Source organism: Bacteroides muris (ex Afrizal et al. 2022) (assembly GCF_004793475.1).
Taxonomy (GTDB): domain Bacteria; phylum Bacteroidota; class Bacteroidia; order Bacteroidales; family Bacteroidaceae; genus Bacteroides; species Bacteroides muris.
In genome coordinates this window covers 62,859-84,965 of the sequence record NZ_SRYZ01000014.1, presented here as the reverse complement: position 1 = coordinate 84,965, position 22,107 = coordinate 62,859, and the positions used below count along the sequence as shown (strand labels likewise).

The window sequence follows — 22,107 nt, the reverse complement described above, 5'->3', positions numbered from 1 at the left end:
TGTCAAAGAACAATTTAATCCCCTTATTCCGGGATTATTTGATTAATTAATAACTCGTCCCGATTTTAACGGGACACTAGTGATCACATATATATTTATGGATAAAACCATTTATCTCTGCCTTGCCCACATGAGCGAGGAGGGTATTGAACAGAAATATGTAAAAGAAGCCTTCGATATGAACTGGGTGGTTCCTCTCGGCCCTAACGTGAATGCTTTTGAAGAGGATTTGAAACGTTTTGTAGGCGAAGGCAAGGAAGTGGTGGCACTTTCGGCCGGTACGGCGGCAGTACATTTGGCTCTGTTGGCTTGCGGAGTGGGACAGGGTGACGAAGTGATTGTACAAAGCTTCACATTCTGTGCGTCTTCGCATCCGGTCACTTATCTGGGGGCTGTTCCGGTATTTGTGGATTCTGAGAAAGAAACTTGGAACATGTCTCCGGAACTGTTGGAAGAAGCCATCAAGGACCGCATTGCCAAGACTGGAAAAAAGCCAAAAGCCATTGTTCCTGTGGCATTGTACGGCATGCCCTATGACTGTACACGTATCATGGAGATAGCCGATAGGTATGCTATTCCAGTGGTGGAAGATGCTGCCGAAGGTTTTGGCTCCCGTTTTAAGGGACAGGTACTGGGGACGTTCGGCAAGTTCGGGGTGCTGAGCTTTAACGGTAACAAGATGATTACTACCAGTGGCGGTGGTGCGTTGATTTGTAAAGATGCCGAAAGCAAGAATCAAATCATGTGGTATGCCACACAGGCTCGTGAGGCTTATCCTTATTATCAGCACGAGACGATAGGGTATAACTATCGCATGAGTAATATCTGTGCAGGTATTGGTCGTGGTCAAATGACCGTTGCCGATAAGCATATTGCACATCATCGGCATGTACAGGCTCTTTATAGGGAACTGCTTAAGGATGTGGAAGGGGTATTGCTCCATGAAGCCCCTTCGGCCGATTATGATTCCAACTTCTGGCTTTCCACAATTACCCTAGATTCTTCACTTCGCATCAAAGGGCAGGAAAATGCCTATAAGGATGTTGTCAGGACTGCCGTAGGTGGTGCTGCTGGTGTGATTCATGCCGTAGATTGTGCTACAACGGATTGTCAGCCCAACGAGAATGTGGAGGCTTTACGTGCTTTTATGCTTGACAAGAAAATAGAGGCACGCCCGGTTTGGAAACCGATGCACAAGCAGCCTGTCTATAAGGATGCTCCGGCTTATATCAATGGGGTATCCGAAGCTATTTTTAAAATCGGTATGTGTCTTCCTGCCGGGCCGTGGGTGACCGATGAGGATGTATATTATATCGTAAAGTGTATAAAAGAAGCCATAGTAAAATAATAGATGACAATGTTATGTGTCTTCAATAACAAATAAATACAGCTTTTAGCTACGACCTTGACAACGCTGTCGGTTGCCAATACGTCTGTCAATGCGGATTTCATCTATACCGTTATCTGCTCCGTTCTTGTCTTCTGCTTCTTCAATTTCCGCAAGCGTGCCAAGTGCTTTGCGGGTGATGTGGGGTCGGTGAGCATTGCCTTCATCCTTCTCTTCCTGATAGGCAGACTCATCATCCAGACTGGTGATTTTAGTTGGATAGTCCTTTTATCCGTGTATGGTGTGGATAGTGTGCTGACTATCATTCATCGCCTGATGCTTCACGAGAATATCGGCCTGCCGCATCGCAAGCATATGTATCAGATTATGGCGAACGAGCTGAAGGTTCCCCATGTGGTGGTTTCTTCTATTTACATGGCAGTGCAGGCAATCATTGTCGTAGGATATATTTATTACCGGCAGTATGGCTATATCTTCCTGATAGGGTGTATCTTACTGTTGAGCGCAATATACGTACTCTTCATGAAAAAGTATTTTTCAAGACATATCTCCTGAATTACTGTCTTCCGTTAATCATAGTTATACGATTTGTCTGCATCGTTTTTAGCATCTGCATAAAGCAAAATGTATTGACTTTATTTGAACTGCCCAAATTATAGTCATAAAAAATAAATCGGGCGGTATACGATAATAAGAAATAATCCCGGACTTTTGACAAAGAGTCCGGGATTATTTCTTATTATCGTCTTTGAGGAGCTTTACTTAGCCGTTTTCAGCCATTTGTCCAGCCATTCAAAGAAGGTACGTTGCCACAGCACGCCGTTCTGGGGTTTCAGCACCCAGTGGTTTTCGTCCGGATAGATAAGCAGTTCGGCAGGAACGCCACGCATCACGGCTGCATCGAAGGCGGCCATTGCCTGGTTGGCAAGGATGCGGAAGTCCTTCTCTCCGTGGATGCAGAGGATAGGGGTGTCCCATTTGTCGACGAAGAGATGCGGGGAATTGGCAAAGGTGCGTTGTGCCGTAGCATTGTTCTTTTCCCAATAGGCTCCGCCCATATCCCAGTTGGCAAACCATTTCTCTTCCGTTTCCAGATACTGCATTTCCATGTTGAAGATACCGTCGTGTGCGATGAATGCCTTGAAGCGTTTGTCATGGTGTCCGGCAAGCCAATATACGGAGAAGCCTCCGAAGCTGGCGCCTACGCAACCCAGGCGGTCTTTGTCGACGAAAGGCTCCTTTGCCATTTCGTCAATGGCGGTGAAGTAGTCCTTCATGCACTGGCCGCCGTAATCACCGCTGATGGCTTCGTTCCACTCTATACCGAAGCCCGGAAGACCGCGGCGGTTGGGGGCTACGATGATATAGTCGTTGGCTGCCATAATCTGGAAATTCCAACGGTAGCTCCAGAACTGGCTGACGGGACTCTGAGGGCCGCCTTCACAGAAGAGGAGGGTGGGGTACTTCTTGTTGGGGTCGAATTGCGGAGGATAAATCACCCAGGTCAGCATCTGCTTGCCGTCGGTGGTCTTCATCCAGCGGGCTTCCACTTTGCCCATTTCCAGCTGGTCGTAGATCTGCTTGTTTTCTGTGGTCAGTTGCACTGCTTCTGCAAAAGCGTCGCCGTTGCGCGCACTGTTTACGGCATAGATTTCGTCGCCCATGCTCATGGAGTGGCGCTTGGCGATGAGTTTGTCTCCGCAAAGGGCGAGAGAGGCATAGTCGTGCATGCCGTCGGTGAGCCGGGTAAGCTTGTCGTTTCCGGCAAGGTCGATGTTGTAAATCTGTGTCTCGCCATGCCATACACCGATGAAGTAGATGCTCCGGGAGTCTTTGTTCCATAAGAAGGCGTCCACGTTCGATTCGAATGCCTTGCTTACAAAACGTTTCTCGCCGGTGGCACGGTCCATCACGCAAAGGCGGTTCTGGTCGGCTTCGTAGCCGTCGCGTTCCATGCTTTGCCAGGCGATGTATTTGCCGTCCGGTGAGTATTGTGGGGTGGTGTCATAGCCTGCCATTTCGTCTTTGCCGTCAGAGTCTTTTGCATTCTGCTTGCAAAGGTTGATGAATCCGCCTTTGTTCACATCGTATTCGTATATGTCTGAATCGGTGGAGATGGCGTATGCCAGTCCGGTCTTCATGCGGCAGGTGAAGGCGACCTTGTCCGATTCGGGGCTCCAGGCAAGTTGTTCGATGCCTCCCCAGGGCTTCATCGGGCTTTCGTAGGGCAGGCCTTCGAGGATGTCTTTTACATTGCTGATGGCATTGCCGTCGAAATCGGCCACGAACGGATGGGGGGCAGTGGTCACCCATTCGTCCCAGTGCTTGTACATCAGGTCGGTAACGACGATGCCGGTGGCTTTGGGAAGGTCCGGATGTTTGTCGGTCGTACTCTTCACGGTCTTTACCTGGGCAATGAAGAGGAGTTTCCTGCCGTCGGGCGAGAAAGAGAATCCTTCGATGTCTCCCTCGTACCGGGTCAGCTGTTTGCGTCCGCTGCCGTCGGGATTCATTTCCCATACCTGGCTGCTGCCGCCTTCGTTGCAGAGGAAGGCAAGCTTCTTGCCGTCCTTGAACCACGTGGGCTGTCCTTCCTGCCAGGCATCCCGGGTTATCTGGGTGTTGCCGCTACCGTCGGCATTCATGACGAAGACTTCGCTGTTGCTCTTGTTCTGGGGCACGCTGTAATAGGATACCGTGTAGGCAATCTGTTTCTCGTCAGGGGATACGGACACACTGCCGATACGTCCCATGGCCCAGAGTGCCTCGGGTGTCATGCGCTTTCCTTCAATCTTAATGTCCGACCGCTGGATGAGCGTTGCTGCGTCCTGCTGCTGTCCGGCATCTTTTGTTCCTCCGCAGGAGGCCAATGTCATAGCTGCTGACATAAGTAGTAGATTTACTTGTTTCATATATGTTTTTTGTTTCGGTTATTCAGCGCAAAGATACTAAATTTTCCTTCCTTGCCAATTCCCACGTTTGATATATAGCCGGCTGAATATGAGAATAAAGCCGGAATAAACCATTTCCGAAGTCCAGCAGATGGCCACGTCGAGTTGGAGAATCAGGATAATGTAGGTGATATAGACTGTGTAGATGACCAGCGTTGCCATCTCCAGCCCCAATGCCGTACGCGTGTTACCGGTTCCGGAAACTGCCTGGAAATAGACATTGGCAGGAACCAGGAACAGATAGGTGGAGCACATCACCCAGAGCGAATGCACGGCTGCGTCCTGCAGGTCGGGTATGTCGGTATAAATTCCCAGAATCAGCTTGGGGAACAGTGCGAAAAGCAATGCCAGCGGAAGTACGAAAACGTAGGCTATGCGTACGTGCTGCCGGATGGTGCCTGCCACGCAATCGGAGTTGCCTGCGCCGATGAGGTTGCTTACTATCGAACCGCAGGTAGAGGCAAACGCCATGAGTACCATGAACAGTATGCCGGACACATTGCGGATAATGTTGGTCACTGCCAGCGAGCGCTCTCCCAAATGCTCCACATAGAGGAAGAAAAGGAACCAGGTGGAGAGGGAAAAGAAGTTCTGTATCATGGTCCAGAAGGAGACGTTCAGCATCCGTTTCAATACGTCCATCCGGAACTTCGGAATATGGTCCAGCCCATACTTGCGGCAGTCGATACGGCTGCGGGTATGGAGGATGAAGAATACCAGTGAAACCAGCTCGGCCAGCGAAGAACCGATAGCCGCTCCGGCAATGCCGAGCGCCGGGAAGCCGAATTGGCCGAAGATTAGGGTATAGTTGAATACGACATTACTCAGTACCATGACGATGGAGTTCAGCGTCAGAGTCTTGGTCTGGGTGGTTCCCAGGAAAAAGGCACGGAATATAACGGCGCTGAAAGAGAAGAAAGCTCCGAATACCCGCCAGTGCAGATAACTGGCAGCTGCTTCGTAGATGTGCTCGGATGAGACAATCTGTTTCAGGATGAGCGGCGAGAAGCAGTAGGAGAGCAGGAACATGAGGGCTGCCAGCCCTATCTGGAAGTAGATGCCTTGATAGAACAAGTCACCGATTTCCTTGTACTGCCGTTCGCCGTTGCGCCGGGCAATGAGTATCTGTGCCCCGATACTGAAGCCGAAGGCAACCATGAAGATGACCATGTAGAAGACACCGGCGATGGCAGATGCCCCCAGTTCGACTTCGCCCACGCGCCCAAGGAAGGCGGTGTCCGTCATACCTATCATCTGCTCCATAAGGAGGCTAATCAGGATAGGGTAGGCGATGAGCCAGATTTGTTTGTAAGTGTATTTAGTCTGCATAGTTAAATGGTTGATATGAATATGGAAAATACGACAATATATGTCAGGGTACTTTACAATATATGTTAGATTGCTTTACAATATATGTCAGGGTACTTTACAATATATGTAAAAAGACGAAAGGCTGCGCTTTATATGTACCCATACTACAGCGCAGCCTTTTTTATCCGGTCAACTTGTTTCCTCGTCAACTACTTTTTGTTCTGTCTTTCTTTCATCATCTGCTCCTGCTGTTTCTGCATGGCTTCCAGACGGGCTGCAAAACCGGTTTTCTTCATCTTCTTCGGGTCTTTCTTGTTGGCTTCCAACTGGGCAAGAAGCGCTTCCTCATTGGTAGTCTTGCGCATGATGAGCGTTGTTACCACACTGATTAACGTAGAGATGAAGTAGTAATAGTTCAATCCCGAAGGATAGTCGTTCAATATGAAGAGGAACATGACAGGCATCAGGTATGACATCCACTTCATGGCAGCCATCTGCGGATTGGCACCCGTATCCTGCTGCTGCATCATGTACTTCGTGTTCAATATGTTGGTAGCCGTCATCAGCAGGCAGAACAAGCTGAGGTGGCTGCCCAGGAACGGGATATGGAACGGGAAGTTGATGAACGCATCATAAGTGGAAAGGTCGTCTGCCCACAAGAAGCTCTGCTGGCGGAGCTCGATGGCACTCGGCACGAACATGAACAAGGCCATCAAGATAGGGAACTGTATCAGCATAGGCAGACATCCGCCCATGGGGCTGACCCCGTACTGGCTGTAAAGTCCCATCATTTCCTGCTGCTTCTTCATGGCATCTTCCTGCTTGGGGTACTTCTTGTTTATCTCGTCGATTTTCGGTTTCAGTACGCGCATCTTGGCAGAAGACATGTAGGTCTTCCACGTAGTCGGAAATACCACCGCCTTTACAATCAGCGTCATGAGCAACAGTACGATACCCATGCTCAACCCCCAACTGGACAACCAGTCGAAGATGTTGATCGTGAACCACTTGTTTATCCAGCGGATGAGCGGCCAGCCCAGATAGACCAGACGGTTCAGCTCCCACTTCTCGTCGCGTCCCTTGTCGAGTGCGGTCAGAGTCTTGTAGTGATTGGGGCCGAAGTAGAAGAACAGCCGGGTAGGTTCCTTGCCGGTAGGATCGAACTTCGTGCTCATCTCTGCAGAATAGTCCTTGATGTAGCCGCTGCCTTGAGTCTCCATCTTGGAACTCAGCTTGGTCTTTTCAAAGTCGGCATCTGCCAGGAATACCGAAGAGAAGAACTGGTTCTTGAAAGCAATCCAGTCCAGACGTTCCTGAACCTCCTTTTTATCGTTGTTGTTGGCCGACAGATAATCGGTACCCTCTCCGGCGATTTTGTAAGTCAGTTCAGCCAGACGGTTCTCGTAGGTATATCCCTTTTCTATCTGACGGGCACGCTGAGACCACTCGATGTCCACATAATTGTTGGTAGCCGCCAGCTTGCCTTCCATGTTGACTGCCTGGATAGTAAAGTCTATCAGGTATGTGTCGTTGTGCATGCTGTAGGTAAAGTCGATATGGCTGTTGCCGTCTGCCGACAAACGCATGGTGACGGTACTGTCCGTACGGTTCACTGCGGTGAAATAATAGTCTTCCGTCTGGATGGTCTCCTTTTTGTTGTAAAAGAGGAAATTCATGGAGGCGTCGTTGCCGCTGAACAGTGTGACGGGAGTCGTTTTGTCTTGTCCCATATATTCCTTCAGCGTGGCCGAAGCTATGCGTCCGCCTTTTGTATCTACGGTTATCTCTGCCAGGTTGTTCTGGATGGTTACTTGCGAGTTGGTTCCTTGACGGGCGTCGAAGAAGAGGGCGGTGGAGTCAACGCTTGCTTCCGCTCCGTTTTCATTGGCCAGGGCTGCTTCCGCCTTGGCTTTCAAGTCAGCCTCGCGCTGTTGCACCTGGGCTATGGAGTCGTAGTAACGTTGCTGTGCTTCCAACTGCTCCTGGCTGGGACGGCTCAGAAAGCTGAAACCTACTAACAATATCGCTATCAGAACAAGACCTGTGATGGTATTTTTATCCATTCTTTGTTGATTACAGATTACTATTTACAAATTATTTCTTTTCGTTTTCATTTTCGATGGCGGCCTTCACGAATGCTACGAACAGCGGGTGCGGATGCAATACCGTACTGCTGTATTCGGGATGGAACTGGGTGCCGACAAACCACTTTAATGCGGGTATCTCGACAATCTCCACCAGGTCCGATTCGGGGTTTATGCCCACACACTTCATGCCTGCTGCTTCGTAGGCATCCTTGAAGCTGTTGTTGAACTCGTAGCGGTGGCGATGACGCTCCTGGATATGTTCGTCTCCGTATGCCTCGTATGCCTTGCTGCCTTGCTGCAGAATACACTCATAGGCACCCAGACGCATGGTTCCACCCATATTGGTGATGGACTTCTGCTCTTCCATGATGTCGATGACATTGTGCGGTGTCTTTTCATCCATCTCACGTGAGTTGGCATCGGCGTAGCCCAATACATTACGGGCAAATTCGATGGCGATGCACTGCATGCCCAGACAGATACCGAAGGTGGGTATATCGTGCGTACGCGCATATTTGATGGCTACGAACTTGCCGGCAACGCCGCGTTCGCCGAATCCCGGACCGATAAGCACGCCTGCCATGCCTTTCAGGGCTTCCGCCACATTCTCGTCCGTCAGCTTTTCACTGTTCACGAAGTCCACCGATACCTTGCGGTCGTTGTAGGTCCCTGCTTGTGAAAGGGCCTCGCGGATAGACTTGTAGGCATCCTGCAAGTCATACTTGCCCACCAGTGCGATGTGCAGCGGGGCAGTCTTTTCGGCTTTATGACGGCGTTCGAGGAAAGCACGCCACGGTCCCAGTCCCGGAGTGTCGCCCACGGGAAGCCCCATTTTCTTCAGAATGGTGACGTCCAGCCCCTGGGCCTGCATCAAGATGGGTACTTCGTAGATGGTAGGCGCGTCGATGCTCTGCACCACGGCATTCTCGTCCACATTGCAGAATAGAGCCACCTTCTTGCGCAGGGTGGTGCTCAGCTCGTGCTCCGTACGCAGTACAAGTACATCGGGCTGGATACCGGCACTTTGCAGTTCCTTTACGGAGTGTTGGGTGGGCTTGGTCTTCAGCTCGCCGGCAGCAGCCAGATAGGGAACATAAGTAAGGTGTACGCACAAGGCATCCTTCCCCAGTTCCCACTTCAGCTGACGGATGCTTTCCAGATAGGGCAGAGACTCTATGTCGCCCACTGTGCCGCCAATCTCGGTAATGACAAAATCGAATTTGTATTTGTTTCCCAACAGTTTCACGTTACGCTTGATCTCGTCTGTAATATGGGGAATAACCTGAATTGTCTTTCCCAGATAGTCACCCCGGCGCTCTTTGTCGATGACGCTCTTGTAGATGCGCCCGGTAGTGATGTTGTTTGCCTTGGTGGTCTGGATGCCCAGGAAGCGCTCGTAATGGCCCAAGTCGAGATCGGCCTCATGACCGTCCACGGTAACGTAGCATTCGCCGTGTTCGTATGGGTTCAGTGTACCCGGGTCGATGTTGATATACGGGTCAAACTTCTGGATAGTTACCTTGTAACCTCTTGCTTGCAGCAATTTACCGATGGAGGATGAAATTATGCCTTTGCCTAATGATGAAGCAACGCCACCGGTGACGAAAATATACTTTGTTTCTCCCACAACTATATTGTTTTATTAATTGTTTAATCTAATGCCAGGAGCCTATACGACTTTGTCCGTTCAGGCTGCATGCTGTTCCCCTCAGTGCGCATGGAACTTAAAAAGCGCAAAATTATAAAAAAAAGAGGAAGTAGAGAAAGTTTCGATGAAACAATTATTAAAAAATACGATTTCACCGAAGAAAGTCCTTCTTGCCTTTTTCTTATGGCTTTTCTATGTTTTCTAAACATTTTAAGCTAAATTTGCGCTCGAAACATAGACTTTAGGGCATTATGAAGAATAGACACATTGCATTTTGGTTGATTGCTACGATGTTTTCTTCGTCGGTGATGGCACAGAATACGCTGGATGCCACCTCGAAGAAGAGTGGACAGGAAACAACAGTAAAAACCGATACTCTGCCGGAGATAATGAAAGAATATATGATTCTGAAATTGAAGCCGGAAGATATGGGCTACAGGCTGGATACGGTTTCCATATTATATGAAAGGTATTTCGGAGTACTGGATTATCTGAATGACCCCACGACCCCGGAACGTTATATACCTTCCAGTCCGAACTACTATAGGTTGTTCCTTCCCCTTACCTATTATTATGCTCCCATGAGACGCCTTTCCAAGGTAGACTGGCGTTTCCAGATGCCCGATACGGTGCCCGCCCTGACGCGAGAGATGCTGCCGTTCGATACGCTGAGCTTCACCTCGAAGGAGCGTGCCAACAAGCTGGTAGACCGTACGTTGCTGAACACGTATGTGGATTGTCCCAATCTGGTTGTAATGACCGAGAAGCAGGTGATGAAAGGGAAGATATTCAAGGATGATATAGAGAAGGAGGCTTCTTCCAAGCCGTCCGTCGTGAAACTGTTTGCACAAGAGAATATGGTGGGAGTGAAGGAGGAAGCCGACGTGATTATCCACAAGCCCAACTGGTGGGTGACGGGTGGAAACGGTTCATTGCAGATTACCCAGAACTATATCTCCGACAACTGGTACAAGGGAGGTGAGAGCACTAACGCCGTGCTTGCCAACCTGCAATTGTTTGCCAACTATAATGACCGTGAAAAGGTGCAGTGGGAAAATCTGCTCGATGCCAAGCTGGGCTTCAGCTCCGCACCTTCCGACGAGTTTCATAACTATCTGGTAAGTACCGACCAACTCCGGCTGTACAGTAAACTGGGTATTCAGGCTGCGTCCAAGTGGTATTATACCATCACGACTGAGTTTAAGACCCAGTTCTGCAATGGCTACAAGGCCAACAGTGAAGAGCTGGTTTCGGCTTTCTTTGCTCCGGCGGACTGGTCGAGCAGTATCGGTATGGACTACAAGTTGAAGAAGCAGAAATTCAGCTTGTCCGTTTTCATGGCTCCGCTGACGTACATGCTGCGCTATGTAGGAAATAAGGGGGTGAATGAAGTGAGTTTCGGTCTTGATGAGGGCAAATGCGTGAAGCATAACTTCGGTTCGCAGATACAGCCTACACTTTCATGGACCATCATTCCTTCCATCACGCTGGATTCCCGCTTGGACTTCCAGACCAGTTATGAGTGGACACGTATTGAATGGGAAAACACGGTTAACTTTGTGCTGAACCGCTATCTTTCCACCAAGCTCTATGTGCACGCCCGTTATGACGACAGTGCCAAGCCGACGGAAGGGGACAGCTATTTTCAGGTAAAAGAATTGCTCAGCTTCGGTATCAATTACAAATGGTAAATAAACAAATGGTCTGTTCGGAGCGAGCGGATTATATGTTTCAAGTAGTCAGACGGTCCGTTCTCCCTTGACGGACCGTCTGTTTTTTGTCTTTTTGTAGTCTGCGGCAAGTGAAAAAACATAAAAACATAGAAAAAGCACGTTTACGAACACAGAAAATGCAGAGGAAAGGCTTGCAGTTCACAAATAATGCGTAAATTTGCCGAAATTTGTAATGCACACTTTGCAAAATGGCGAATACTATAAAACATCAGGGTATTGTGGAAAACATAAACGGTGCTCATCTCCAAGTGAGAATCATTCAGACTTCAGCATGCGCTTCGTGTAGTGTCAAGGGGCATTGCACCTCTGCGGATACGAAAGAGAAACTTGTCGATGTAACCGATGCCTATGCCGCATCCTACCATCCCGGCGACCGCGTATGGGTGACGGGCGAACTTTCAATGGGAGTGATGGCAGTTCTGTTTGCCTTCATATTTCCTTTTCTCATTCTGATAATCTCACTGTTTGTCTTTATGGCCATCTGGGATGACGAACTGCGTTCCGCGCTTTGTTCGCTGTCACTTCTTATACCTTATTATTATATCTTGTGGCTGAACAAGTCGCGGCTGGGTAAGAAATTCTCATTTTCCGTACGACCGATGAATTAACTAATAATAAAACAAATAATTAATAAACAACTAATTTATGAATGTAATTCTGATTGCAGTGATTTCATTGGGAGTTATAGCGCTGGTATCGGCCGCTATTCTTTACGTGGCTTCCAAGAAATTCGCCGTGTATGAAGATCCGCGGATTGCCCAGGTGGCAGAGGTGTTGCCTCAGGCAAATTGCGGTGGATGTGGTTATCCCGGTTGTAGCGGATTTGCAGACGCTTGCGTAAAGGCAGGTTCGCTGGATGGTAAACTTTGTCCGGTGGGCGGGCAGCCCGTCATGACAAAGATTGCTGGCATTCTGGGCTTGGATGCTGCTGCCTCCGAACCTATGGTTGCGGTGGTGAGATGTAATGGAACTTGTGCCAACCGTCCTCGTGTGAACCAATACGACGGTGCCCGGAGTTGTGCCATTGCGGCCTCGCTCTATGGTGGCGAAACGGGTTGTAGTTATGGCTGTCTGGGATGCGGCGACTGTGTGGCTGCCTGCCAGTTCGATGCTATCCGCATGAACCCCGAGACCGGACTTCCCGAAGTGGACGAAGAAAAGTGTACGGCTTGCGGAGCTTGTGCCAAGGCTTGTCCGAAGTCTATTATTGAAATCCGTCCTCAGGGCAAGAAGTCACGCCGTGTATACGTACAGTGCGTAAACAAGGACAAGGGTGCCGTAGCGCGCAAAGCCTGTACGGCGGCATGTATCGGTTGCGGCAAGTGTATGAAGGTTTGCCCGTTCGAGGCTATCACGCTGGAAAACAATCTGGCTTACATCGATCCCAACAAGTGTAAATCCTGCCGCAAGTGCGAAGAGGCTTGTCCGCAAAACACAATCATTGCCCTCAACTTCCCGCCGCGCAAACCGAAGGCTGACGATGCGGCTCCCCAAGCAAAGGTTGCAGCTCCTAAAGCAGAGGTTGCGGCTCCTAAAGCAGAGGTTGAGACTCCCAAAGCAGAGGCTTAGACTTCCCAAGCTGAGGTATGAATTAATAAAGTAAATAAACGACTAAAAATACAGAATTGTATGTTGAAGACATTTTCAATTGGTGGAGTTCATCCACACGAAAATAAACTTTCAGCACATCAGCCTATCATCAAGGCAGAGATTCCGGCCAAGGTCGCTATCTTGCTGGGACAGCACATCGGTGCCCCGGCCAAGCCCATCGTTGCCAAAGGTGATGTTGTGAAAGTGGGTACAAAGATTGCCGAACCCGGCGGCTTTGTATCGGCAGCCATCCATTCGTCTGTCAGCGGAAAGGTCGCTAAGATTGACACGATTGTCGATGCCAGCGGCTACGCCAAGCCTGCCATATTCATTGATGTGGAAGGGGACGAGTGGGAAGAGTCCATTGACCGTTCCGAAATATTGGTAAAGGAATGCAGTCTGACTTCCGAGGAAATCGTGAAGAAAATCGCCGATGCCGGTATCGTAGGTCTGGGCGGTGCATGCTTCCCTGCACAGGTCAAGCTGTGTCCTCCTCCTGCATTCAAGGCAGAATGCGTCATCATCAACGCTGTAGAGTGCGAGCCGTATCTGACCGCCGACCATCAGCTGATGCTGGAACATGCGGAAGAAATTATGGTAGGTGTATCCATTCTGATGAAAGCGGTAAAGGTGAACAAAGCATTCATCGGCATTGAGAACAACAAGCCCGATGCCATCCAGCTGATGACGAAAGTCGCCTCCAGCTATGCCGGTATCGAGGTGGTGCCCTTGAAAGTACAATATCCGCAGGGAGGTGAGAAGCAGTTGATCGATGCAGTCATCAACCGTCAGGTTGCCGCCGGTGCGCTGCCTATCTCCACGGGAGCCGTGGTGCAGAATGTGGGTACCGCATTTGCCGTTTACCAGGCCGTGCAGAAGAACAAGCCTCTGTTCGAGCGTGTCATTACCGTGACCGGCAAGTCTCTGGCCAAGCCGTCCAACTTCTTGGCACGTATCGGCACGCCGATGAAGCAGCTGATTGAAGCCTGCGGCGGCCTGCCCGAAGATACGGGCAAGATTATCGGCGGTGGTCCGATGATGGGTAAAGCCTTGGTGAATACGGATGTTCCGACTGCCAAAGGCAGCTCAGGCATCCTGATTATGAACGAAAAAGAGGCCAAGCGCGGCGAGGCGCAGCCTTGTATCCGTTGTGCCAAGTGTGTGGGAGCCTGCCCGATGGGGCTGGAGCCGTATCTGTTGGCTACCGTTTCGGCCCACGGAGATTTTGAAAGAGTAGAGAAAGAAGACATTATGTCGTGTATCGAATGCGGTTCATGCCAGTTCACTTGTCCTTCCAACCGCCCGATGCTGGATTACATCCGCTTGGGTAAGGGTAAGGTAGGAGCGATGATCCGTGCACGTCAAGCTAAAAAATAACGAAGTATGAATAAATTAATCGTATCCCTTTCGCCCCACGTTCATGGCGGTGACAGCGTGAAGAAGAATATGTACGGTGTGCTTATCGCATTGATTCCGGCATTCCTCGTTTCGCTTTACTTTTTCGGACTGGGTGCGCTGATTGTTACGGCTACTTCCGTAGCAGCCTGCCTCTTCTTTGAATGGGCCATCGGCAAATTCCTTTTGAAAAAAGAGACCACGACCGTTACCGACGGTTCTGCCATCATTACCGGTGTGTTGCTGGCCTTCAACCTGCCTTCCAACCTGCCCGTCTGGATCATCATCCTCGGCGCCTTGTTTGCCATCGGTGTAGGTAAGATGTCTTTCGGAGGTTTGGGTTGCAATCCTTTTAACCCCGCACTGGCAGGACGTGTGTTCCTGCTGCTTTCCTTCCCCGTGCAGATGACGACATGGCCGGCCGTGGGCCAGTTTGCAGCCTATACGGATGCCGTGACGGCCGCTACGCCGCTGGCTGTCATGAAAGGCGTCATCAACGGCGCTCCGGGCATGTCATTGAGCGACCTTCCGGGAGCTTTCGACTTGTTGATAGGAAACAATGGAGGATGTCTCGGTGAAGTGAGCGCGTTGGCTCTGCTGTTGGGACTGTTCTATATGTTATGGAAGAAAATCATTACCTGGCATATCCCCGTATCTATTCTGGCGACGGTATTCGTGTTCTCCGGCATCATGTATCTGGTCAATCCGGAACTTTACGTGTCTCCGGTGGTGCAGTTGCTCTCCGGTGGTCTGATGCTGGGTGCTGTCTTCATGGCTACGGACTATGTGACTTCTCCGATGAGCCACAAAGGAATGTTGATTTATGGTGTTTGTATCGGTCTGCTGACTGTCGTAATCCGTCTGTTCGGCGCATATCCTGAAGGTATGTCGTTCGCCATTCTGATTATGAATGCGTTCACTCCGCTCATCAACACCTATGTTAAACCTAAACGCTTTGGGGAGGTAGCGAAGAAGAAATGAAAAAGTTAGAATCATCCTTGAAGAACATGTTGCTGGTACTTACGGGCGTTACCGCAATCTCCGTGGCGCTGCTGGCTTATGTAAACGAACTGACAAAGGAGCCCATCGAGCAGGCCAATGCAAAGACCTTGAGCGATGCCGTAAGTGCGGTAGTTCCGGGTTTTGACAATGACCCTATTGCCGAAAAGAAGATGCAGGAGGTAAACGGAGTGCAGTATGCCGTATATCCTGCCACCAAGGGCGGCGAATATATAGGTGCTGCGGTAGAAGCCACAGCGATGGGATTCGGCGGCGAGCTGAAGGTATTGGTCGGTTTCGATGCCGAAGGCAAAATTATCGACTACTCGTTGTTGTCGCATGCGGAAACTCCGGGTTTGGGCTCCAAAGCTGCCGACTGGTTTAAGAAAGGAAATAGAGGTGACATCACCGGCATGAATCCGGGTGAAGCGGCACTGACAGTGAGCAAGGACGGTGGTAAAGTAGATGCCATTACAGCATCTACCATCACTTCGCGTGCTTTCTTGAGTGCGGTGAATGCGGCATATGCAGCATACGCCGGTCAGGAAACTGCCGACGGCACTACCGGTGCTACCTCCAAGAATGTTGAACAACCTGCTGATTCCGCAGCTCCCGAAGCTGCGGATACACTCGGCGCTAAATAAGAAAGGAGTAGAAGATATGAATAATTTTAAAGTTATGATGAACGGGATTATCAAAGAGAATCCTACGTTTGTACTCCTGCTGGGTATGTGTCCTACACTGGGCACCACTTCCTCTGCCATTAACGGTATGGGTATGGGACTGGCCACGATGTTTGTACTGATATGTTCCAATGTCGTGATTTCAGCCATCAAGAATCTGATTCCCGACATGGTGCGCATCCCTTCCTTCATTGTGGTTATCGCATCGTTCGTAACTCTGTTGCAGATGGTGATGCAGGCATACGTTCCTGCATTGTATGCCACGTTGGGGCTGTTTATTCCGCTGATTGTGGTAAACTGCATCGTACTGGGACGTGCCGAGGCATTTGCCGCCAAGAACAATCCGGTGGCTTCCCTGTTCGACGGTCTGGGTATGGGATTGGGCTTTACCCTTGCGCTGACATTGCTGGGCGCCGTGCGTGAGTTTCTGGGAACCGGCAAGATATTCAACGTGAGTATTCTTCCCGAAGAATACGGCATGCTGGTATTTGTCCTTGCTCCGGGCGCATTCATCGCATTGGGCTACCTCATCGCTTTAATCAACAGTATGAAGAAGGCTTGACAATGGATAATGGATGGTTGATGATGGATAATTGTCAATTGTCAATTTTCAATTAATAAATTAAAGAAATGGAATATATATTGATATTTATCTCGGCAATCTTTGTAAACAACATCGTATTGTCGCAATTTTTGGGAATCTGTCCGTTTCTGGGGGTTTCCAAGAAAGTGGAGACTGCATTGGGCATGTCGGCAGCGGTGGCATTCGTGCTTACCATAGCCACTATCGTGACATTCCTTATTCAGAAGTATGTGCTCGACACTTTTAGTCTGGGCTATTTGCAGACCATTACCTTTATCCTGGTGATTGCCGCGTTGGTGCAGATGGTAGAGATTGTCCTGAAGAAAGTTTCTCCTTCTCTGTATCAGGCCTTGGGCGTATTCCTGCCGCTGATTACTACCAACTGCTGTATTCTCGGTGTGGCTATCCTTGTTATCCAGAAAGACTACGATTTGCTGACGGGAGTGGTTTATGCGTTCTCCACGGCACTTGGTTTCGGCTTGGCGCTGACACTGTTTGCAGGCTTGCGCGAGCAGATGAGCCTGGTTAGTGTACCGAAAGGTATGCAGGGCACTCCGATTGCTTTGATTACCGCCGGACTGCTGGCAATGGCGTTCATGGGCTTTTCGGGGGTTGTGAAGATTTAAAAGAAGAAAAAACGGAAATAAAGTGAAAGAGGGGGATAAACTAAAATTTATCCCCCTTTTTCTGTTTTTATTAATTTATTTCCTTACATTTGTGGCGTATTGATAACCTAAAAGCTAAATTATCTATATTTAATATGAAAGAGAAAATCTTAGTTACGGGTGGAACCGGTTATATTGGTTCTCACACGGTGGTGGAACTTCAAAACGCAGGTTATGAAGTCGTTATTATTGATAATTTGTCAAACTCCAGCGCAGATGTTGTAGATAACATAGAGAAGGTATCGGGCATCCGTCCTGCATTCGAGAAATTGGATTGCTTGGATTATGCCGGTCTTGACGCTGTGTTTGCTAAATATAAAGGCATTAAAGCCATCATTCACTTTGCGGCCAGTAAGGCTGTAGGTGAGTCTGTCCAGAAACCGTTGCTTTACTATCGTAATAATCTGGTTTCACTGATTAACCTGCTGGAATTGATGCCGAAACACGGAGTGGAAGGTATCGTATTCTCTTCTTCCTGCACGGTTTACGGTCAGCCGGACGAACTTCCGGTAACGGAAAAGGCACCTATCAAGAAAGCCGAGTCTCCGTATGGAAACACGAAGCAGATTAATGAAGAGATTGTTCGTGATACGGTTGCTTCCGGTGCGCCGATAAACGCCATCCTGTTGCGTTACTTCAACCCGATAGGTGCACACCCCACAGCATTGCTGGGAGAGTTGCCTAACGGTGTACCGCAAAACCTGATTCCTTATCTTACCCAGACCGCTATCGGCATCCGTGAGAAACTGAGCGTGTTTGGTGACGATTATGACACTCCCGACGGTTCTTGTATCCGCGACTTCATCAATGTAGTAGATTTGGCCAAAGCACACGTAGTGGCTATTTGCCGTATCTTGGAGAACAAGCAGAAAGAGAAAGTGGAAGTATTCAATGTCGGTACAGGTCGTGGACTTTCCGTATTGGAACTGATTGATGCCTTCGAGAAGGCTACCGGTGTAAAACTGAACTATCAGATAGTTGGCCGGCGTGCCGGTGATATTGAGAAGGTATGGGCCAACCCGGAATTGGCAAACAATGAACTGGGTTGGAAGGCAGAAACAAGTATTGAAGATACTTTACTTTCTGCATGGAAATGGCAGTTGAAGCTTCGTGAAAGAGGTATTCAATGACAAACTTTGAAATTTGTGTTTTTTAATAAATAGGCAATAAACAAATGCCTCCCCGCATTTGTTTATAATGTGCAAATCAACCTGAAGCTATTTATGTATATGTGAATATCCGTAACTAGTACGTATGCCTCCCCGGCATAGACAGGTAAGATTGCATAGTAGTTTTGTCGTGTTTTATTTTGTGTTTGTGTTGTGAATAAGCCTTGTCGAGAGACAAGGCTTATTTTTTTGAATGCAGGGAAAAGCGGGTAGCTACGGCTGTTCTGTTATAACGCTGTCAAGTAAGGAAAATAGGAAGATTTGCCTGTCAAAAGCGAGTAGGATGAGTTAGGTGGGATTCTATGGATAGTTTATAAACTAATTGTTAATCGAAGTTATAATATCTGTAATGAATTGTTCTAATTGTAACATTAATCGTCCAAATGGCACTTTTTGTTCAAAAAATGCTATATCCGATAACAATTACGCACAATTTGTCTGTACATTTGTGTAGTTGTTTATATAACTATTGGGATGAACAAACCATAGCAGACAAACGTTAATAGGTATGAGTACATGCAGAGCTGATGAAAGACGCGACTTGGCTGACTTATTTATGAGGATATACGCGACTTACAACTTGGCATTGGGAAAAATAATTAAGAAGATATAGAATAAAAAAGATTGCTTATGTCACAGATTGTCGGACATGTCTCGCAGGTAATCGGACCTGTAGTAGACGTTTATTTCGAAGGTACGGAGGCAGAAATGATGTTACCGAGTATTCACGACGCACTGGAAATAAAAAGGTCGAACGGCAGAAGACTGATTGTAGAGGTGCAGCAGCACATTGGTGAAAACACGGTGCGGACTGTTGCCATGGACAGTACGGACGGCCTGCAGAGAGGAATGAAAGTGTATCCGTTGGGAGGACCTATCACCATGCCGATAGGCACACAAATCAAAGGTCGCCTGATGAACGTAGTGGGCGACTCTATTGACGGCATGAAAGAATTGGACCGTACCGGTGCCTATCCCATCCACCGCGACCCCCCTAAATTTGAAGATTTGACTACCGTACAAGAAGTTCTTTATACGGGAATCAAGGTTATCGACCTGCTGGAACCATACAGCAAGGGTGGTAAAATCGGTCTCTTCGGCGGTGCCGGTGTAGGCAAGACCGTGCTTATCCAGGAACTCATCAACAATATTGCGAAGAAGCAGCATGGTTTTTCTGTGTTTGCCGGTGTAGGAGAACGTACACGTGAAGGCAACGACCTGCTGAGGGAAATGATTGAGTCCGGTGTTATCCGCTACGGAGAGGAGTTCAAGAAAGGAATGGAAGAAGGTCACTGGGATTTATCGAAGGTAGACTATGATGAAGTGGCAAAGTCGCAAGTATCCCTGATTTTCGGCCAGATGAACGAGCCTCCCGGTGCGCGTCAGTCAGTGGCATTGTCTGGGTTGACGGTGGCCGAGTCCTTCCGCGACATGGGAGCGGAGACAGACGGTCCGCGTGACATTCTGTTCTTCATCGACAATATCTTCCGTTTCACCCAAGCCGGTTCCGAGGTTTCAGCATTGTTGGGGCGTATGCCTTCTGCTGTGGGCTATCAGCCTACACTGGCTACGGAAATGGGCGCCATGCAGGAGCGTATCACCTCTACAAGAAACGGCTCCATTACTTCCGTGCAGGCTGTATATGTGCCTGCCGATGACTTGACAGACCCGGCACCCGCCACCACTTTTACGCACCTCGATGCCACCACGGTATTGAGCCGTAAGATTACCGAGCTGGGCATTTACCCTGCTGTAGACCCGTTGGAATCCACTTCACGCATTCTTGACCCACACATCGTGGGTGTGGAGCACTATGAAGTGGCACAACGTGTGAAGCAGATACTGCAGCGCAACAAGGAATTGCAGGATATTATCTCTATCCTTGGCATGGAGGAATTGTCGGATGCCGACCGTACGCTGGTGAACCGTGCGCGTCGCGTGCAGCGTTTTCTTTCGCAGCCGTTTGCCGTTGCCGAGCAGTTTACGGGTGTTCCCGGCACAATGGTTTCCATCGAGGACACCATCAAGGGCTTCAAGATGATTCTTGACGGAGAGGTGGATTACCTGCCCGAACCGGCTTTCCTGAATGTGGGAACCATTGAAGAAGCCATTGAGAAAGGTAAGAAACTGCTGGAGCAGGCGAATCGTAAATAGTTAAATCGTAAATGATATCTGATGAAAGGATTACGGCTAAATATAGTATCACCGGAAGAGGAACTCTTTGATGGAGAGGTGGACAGCGTGACACTGCCTGGTGAGATTGGTTCGTTTACCATTCTGCCCCGGCATGCGCCTATTATATCGGCATTGAGGGCCGGCACGCTGTCTTACGTGACAAAGGACGGCGAAGAGCATAGCAGGGAGATTAACGGTGGTTTTATTGAAATGAACGGCAACAACGTTTCTGTTTGTATAGACTGACCTCCGGTTTAATTGTAAACTTTTAATTATTAATTGGCGAAGTGACTATTACTAAGAGAAACTACTTGTTGCATACGGCACTCTTGACAGCATTGACAGGGATTCTGGGCGGTTGGGCGTATTTTTCGATAAATCCGCACCACTATTTCGGCGGTTATCCGCTGATTCCGTTTTTCTTCTTTGTTTTCGGTGCATTTATGATTAATATGACTGAGAGCTGCCGCCAGCGGATGCCGGGACGGATGTTGCAGATTTATCTGCTGATACGTGTGTTGAGAATGCTGGTTTCGATGATTGTGATGCTGATTTATTGCGTTGTTGTGCAGGAGGAAGCCAGGGCGTTTCTGTTGACGTTTATAGCCAACTATCTGATATATTTGATTTATGATTCCTGGTTCTTCTTCACTTTTGAAGCGGGCAGGAAACTGAAAAAGAAAAGTAATGATGAAAAGATTGCGTGACATACTGACTGTTGTTCTGCTGGCACTGGGCATGCTGCTGCCTGCCACGGTGCGGGCCGGGAACACGGTGGACGTGAAGGAGATTGTCTTCGGGCATATCGGCGATTCTTACGAATGGCACATCACGACGTGGGGTGAGACTCACGTTACGATTCCGTTGCCGGTAATCGTACATAGCCCGGCTACCGGATGGCATGCCTTCTTATCCTCACGTCTGGAGGAAAATGGCGGAAGTTATGAAGGCTTTTCCATCGCTCCCGCAGGAAGCAAGTACGAAGGCAAACTGGTGGAGCATGATGCCGTCGGAAACGAAACGCGTCCGTTGGACATCTCCATCACGAAGGTGACTCTGGCTTTGCTCATCAACAGTGCATTGCTGCTTGTCATCATTTTGAGTGTGGCGCACTGGTATCGTAAGCACCCGCAGGGAAGTGCCGCTCCCGGTGGTTTCATTGGGTTTATGGAGATGTTCATCATGATGGTGAACGATGATATTATAAAGAGTTGTGTCGGTCCGAAGTACCGTAAATTTGCGCCTTACTTGCTGACGGCCTTCTTCTTTATCTTCATCAACAACGTCATGGGGCTGATTCCTTTCTTTCCCGGAGGGGTCAACGTGACGGGAAATATAGCCGTTACGATGGTATTGGCCATCTGTACTTTCTTGGCCGTTAATATCTTTGGAACTAAAACCTATTGGAGAGATATCTTCTGGCCGGACGTACCTTGGTGGCTGAAGGTGCCGGTCCCCATGATGCCGTTTATCGAGTTCTTCGGCATTTTCACCAAGCCGTTTGCTTTGATGATACGTCTTTTTGCCAATATGCTGGCAGGACACATGGCAATGCTGGTGCTTACCTGCCTGATATTCATCTCGGCCAGTATGGGACCTGCTTTGAACGGAACGCTGACCGTAGCTTCGGTGTTGTTCAATATCTTTATGAATGCGCTTGAACTGCTGGTTGCCTTTATCCAGGCATACGTGTTCACCATGCTGTCGGCTGTATTCATCGGTCTGGCGCAGGAAGAGCATAAGGAGGAGGCGGTAAAGTGATGAGGTGAT

18 protein-coding genes and 1 pseudogene are annotated in these 22,107 nt (G+C 49.0%); 15 read left to right on the top strand and 4 right to left on the bottom strand.

Translation table 11 applies throughout. From position 1 onward, the window contains the following. The first annotated feature begins 97 nt into the window (after positions 1-97). On the top strand, positions 98-1,348 hold the full coding sequence (locus E5355_RS08480) for a DegT/DnrJ/EryC1/StrS family aminotransferase (RefSeq protein WP_136009994.1): 1,251 nt from the start codon (positions 98-100) through the stop codon (positions 1,346-1,348). Positions 1,349-1,405: 57 nt separating this feature from the next. Next, positions 1,406-1,903 (top strand): annotated as a pseudogene (locus E5355_RS08475) (UDP-GlcNAc--UDP-phosphate GlcNAc-1-phosphate transferase); the annotation flags it as partial. Positions 1,904-2,106: 203 nt separating this feature from the next. Here the strand turns inward: E5355_RS08475 and E5355_RS08470 are convergent. The 4 genes from E5355_RS08470 to E5355_RS08455 form a co-directional block, all read right to left on the bottom strand. Next, a complete protein-coding gene (locus E5355_RS08470) occupies positions 2,107-4,260 on the bottom strand; it encodes an alpha/beta hydrolase family protein (RefSeq protein WP_210434524.1) in 2,154 nt (717 codons plus the stop codon). 36 nt (positions 4,261-4,296) lie between these two features. Next, positions 4,297-5,628, bottom strand: a complete 1,332-nt coding sequence (locus E5355_RS08465; RefSeq protein ID WP_136009992.1) for an MATE family efflux transporter — start codon at positions 5,626-5,628, stop codon at positions 4,297-4,299. 191 nt (positions 5,629-5,819) lie between these two features. Then, positions 5,820-7,673: a membrane protein insertase YidC gene (gene yidC / locus E5355_RS08460; protein WP_136009991.1), complete on the bottom strand. Its 1,854-nt coding sequence runs from the start codon at positions 7,671-7,673 to the stop codon at positions 5,820-5,822. Between the two features lie 31 nt (positions 7,674-7,704). Then, positions 7,705-9,324: a CTP synthase gene (locus tag E5355_RS08455; RefSeq protein ID WP_136009990.1), complete on the bottom strand. Its 1,620-nt coding sequence runs from the start codon at positions 9,322-9,324 to the stop codon at positions 7,705-7,707. 272 nt (positions 9,325-9,596) lie between these two features. On the opposite strand from E5355_RS08455, the gene E5355_RS08450 reads away from it, so the two are divergent. The 13 genes from E5355_RS08450 to atpB all read left to right on the top strand — a co-directional run bounded on the left by E5355_RS08450 (position 9,597) and on the right by atpB (position 22,098). Next, a complete protein-coding gene (locus E5355_RS08450) occupies positions 9,597-11,036 on the top strand; it encodes a DUF3078 domain-containing protein (RefSeq protein WP_136009989.1) in 1,440 nt (479 codons plus the stop codon). A 230-nt stretch (positions 11,037-11,266) separates the two neighbouring features. Beyond that, positions 11,267-11,686, top strand: coding sequence for a SoxR reducing system RseC family protein (locus E5355_RS08445; RefSeq protein ID WP_136009988.1), 420 nt, complete (start codon positions 11,267-11,269; stop codon positions 11,684-11,686). A 37-nt stretch (positions 11,687-11,723) separates the two neighbouring features. After that, positions 11,724-12,647: a Fe-S cluster domain-containing protein gene (locus E5355_RS08440; protein ID WP_136009987.1), complete on the top strand. Its 924-nt coding sequence runs from the start codon at positions 11,724-11,726 to the stop codon at positions 12,645-12,647. Positions 12,648-12,707: 60 nt separating this feature from the next. Continuing rightward, positions 12,708-14,045 (top strand): electron transport complex subunit RsxC, encoded by a 1,338-nt coding sequence (gene rsxC, locus E5355_RS08435; protein WP_136009986.1) that lies wholly within the window; start codon positions 12,708-12,710, stop codon positions 14,043-14,045. Positions 14,046-14,051: 6 nt separating this feature from the next. After that, on the top strand, positions 14,052-15,044 hold the full coding sequence (locus E5355_RS08430; RefSeq protein WP_136009985.1) for an RnfABCDGE type electron transport complex subunit D: 993 nt from the start codon (positions 14,052-14,054) through the stop codon (positions 15,042-15,044). After that, the gene (locus E5355_RS08425) at positions 15,041-15,706 is read left to right on the top strand and encodes an RnfABCDGE type electron transport complex subunit G (protein WP_136009984.1); all 666 of its coding nucleotides are present in this window, start codon (positions 15,041-15,043) and stop codon (positions 15,704-15,706) included. Before E5355_RS08430 ends, E5355_RS08425 begins: the two co-directional genes overlap by 4 nt. Positions 15,707-15,722: 16 nt before the next feature. Then, on the top strand, positions 15,723-16,307 hold the full coding sequence (gene rsxE / locus E5355_RS08420) for an electron transport complex subunit RsxE (protein WP_136009983.1): 585 nt from the start codon (positions 15,723-15,725) through the stop codon (positions 16,305-16,307). A gap of 68 nt (positions 16,308-16,375) precedes the next feature. Then, positions 16,376-16,954: an electron transport complex subunit RsxA gene (gene rsxA, locus E5355_RS08415; RefSeq protein ID WP_136009982.1), complete on the top strand. Its 579-nt coding sequence runs from the start codon at positions 16,376-16,378 to the stop codon at positions 16,952-16,954. A gap of 134 nt (positions 16,955-17,088) precedes the next feature. Next, complete coding sequence (gene galE / locus E5355_RS08410; protein ID WP_136009981.1) at positions 17,089-18,123, top strand: UDP-glucose 4-epimerase GalE; 1,035 nt, start codon at positions 17,089-17,091, stop codon at positions 18,121-18,123. 669 nt (positions 18,124-18,792) lie between these two features. Further along, on the top strand, positions 18,793-20,316 hold the full coding sequence (gene atpD, locus E5355_RS08405; RefSeq protein ID WP_136009980.1) for a F0F1 ATP synthase subunit beta: 1,524 nt from the start codon (positions 18,793-18,795) through the stop codon (positions 20,314-20,316). A 21-nt stretch (positions 20,317-20,337) separates the two neighbouring features. Next, a complete protein-coding gene (gene atpC, locus E5355_RS08400; protein WP_136009979.1) occupies positions 20,338-20,583 on the top strand; it encodes an ATP synthase F1 subunit epsilon in 246 nt (81 codons plus the stop codon). 41 nt (positions 20,584-20,624) lie between these two features. Beyond that, entirely contained in the window at positions 20,625-21,044 is a 420-nt protein-coding gene (locus tag E5355_RS08395) for a hypothetical protein (protein ID WP_136009978.1), read from the top strand. Beyond that, on the top strand, positions 21,028-22,098 hold the full coding sequence (gene atpB / locus E5355_RS08390) for a F0F1 ATP synthase subunit A (RefSeq protein WP_136010000.1): 1,071 nt from the start codon (positions 21,028-21,030) through the stop codon (positions 22,096-22,098). The genes E5355_RS08395 and atpB overlap by 17 nt, the downstream gene beginning before the upstream one ends. Positions 22,099-22,107: the final 9 nt, after the last annotated feature.

Coding starts and splice junctions, on each gene's coding strand:
- E5355_RS08480 (WP_136009994.1), top strand. CDS start 98: ATGGATAAAACCATTTATCTCTGCCTTGCCCACATGAGCGAGGAGGGT.
- E5355_RS08470 (WP_210434524.1), bottom strand. CDS start 4,260: ATGAAACAAGTAAATCTACTACTTATGTCAGCAGCTATGACATTGGCC.
- E5355_RS08465 (WP_136009992.1), bottom strand. CDS start 5,628: ATGCAGACTAAATACACTTACAAACAAATCTGGCTCATCGCCTACCCT.
- yidC (WP_136009991.1), bottom strand. CDS start 7,673: ATGGATAAAAATACCATCACAGGTCTTGTTCTGATAGCGATATTGTTA.
- E5355_RS08450 (WP_136009989.1), top strand. CDS start 9,597: ATGAAGAATAGACACATTGCATTTTGGTTGATTGCTACGATGTTTTCT.
- E5355_RS08445 (WP_136009988.1), top strand. CDS start 11,267: ATGGCGAATACTATAAAACATCAGGGTATTGTGGAAAACATAAACGGT.
- E5355_RS08440 (WP_136009987.1), top strand. CDS start 11,724: ATGAATGTAATTCTGATTGCAGTGATTTCATTGGGAGTTATAGCGCTG.
- rsxC (WP_136009986.1), top strand. CDS start 12,708: ATGTTGAAGACATTTTCAATTGGTGGAGTTCATCCACACGAAAATAAA.
- E5355_RS08430 (WP_136009985.1), top strand. CDS start 14,052: ATGAATAAATTAATCGTATCCCTTTCGCCCCACGTTCATGGCGGTGAC.
- E5355_RS08425 (WP_136009984.1), top strand. CDS start 15,041: ATGAAAAAGTTAGAATCATCCTTGAAGAACATGTTGCTGGTACTTACG.
- rsxE (WP_136009983.1), top strand. CDS start 15,723: ATGAATAATTTTAAAGTTATGATGAACGGGATTATCAAAGAGAATCCT.
- rsxA (WP_136009982.1), top strand. CDS start 16,376: ATGGAATATATATTGATATTTATCTCGGCAATCTTTGTAAACAACATC.
- galE (WP_136009981.1), top strand. CDS start 17,089: ATGAAAGAGAAAATCTTAGTTACGGGTGGAACCGGTTATATTGGTTCT.
- atpD (WP_136009980.1), top strand. CDS start 18,793: ATGTCACAGATTGTCGGACATGTCTCGCAGGTAATCGGACCTGTAGTA.
- atpC (WP_136009979.1), top strand. CDS start 20,338: ATGAAAGGATTACGGCTAAATATAGTATCACCGGAAGAGGAACTCTTT.
- atpB (WP_136010000.1), top strand. CDS start 21,028: ATGAAAAGATTGCGTGACATACTGACTGTTGTTCTGCTGGCACTGGGC.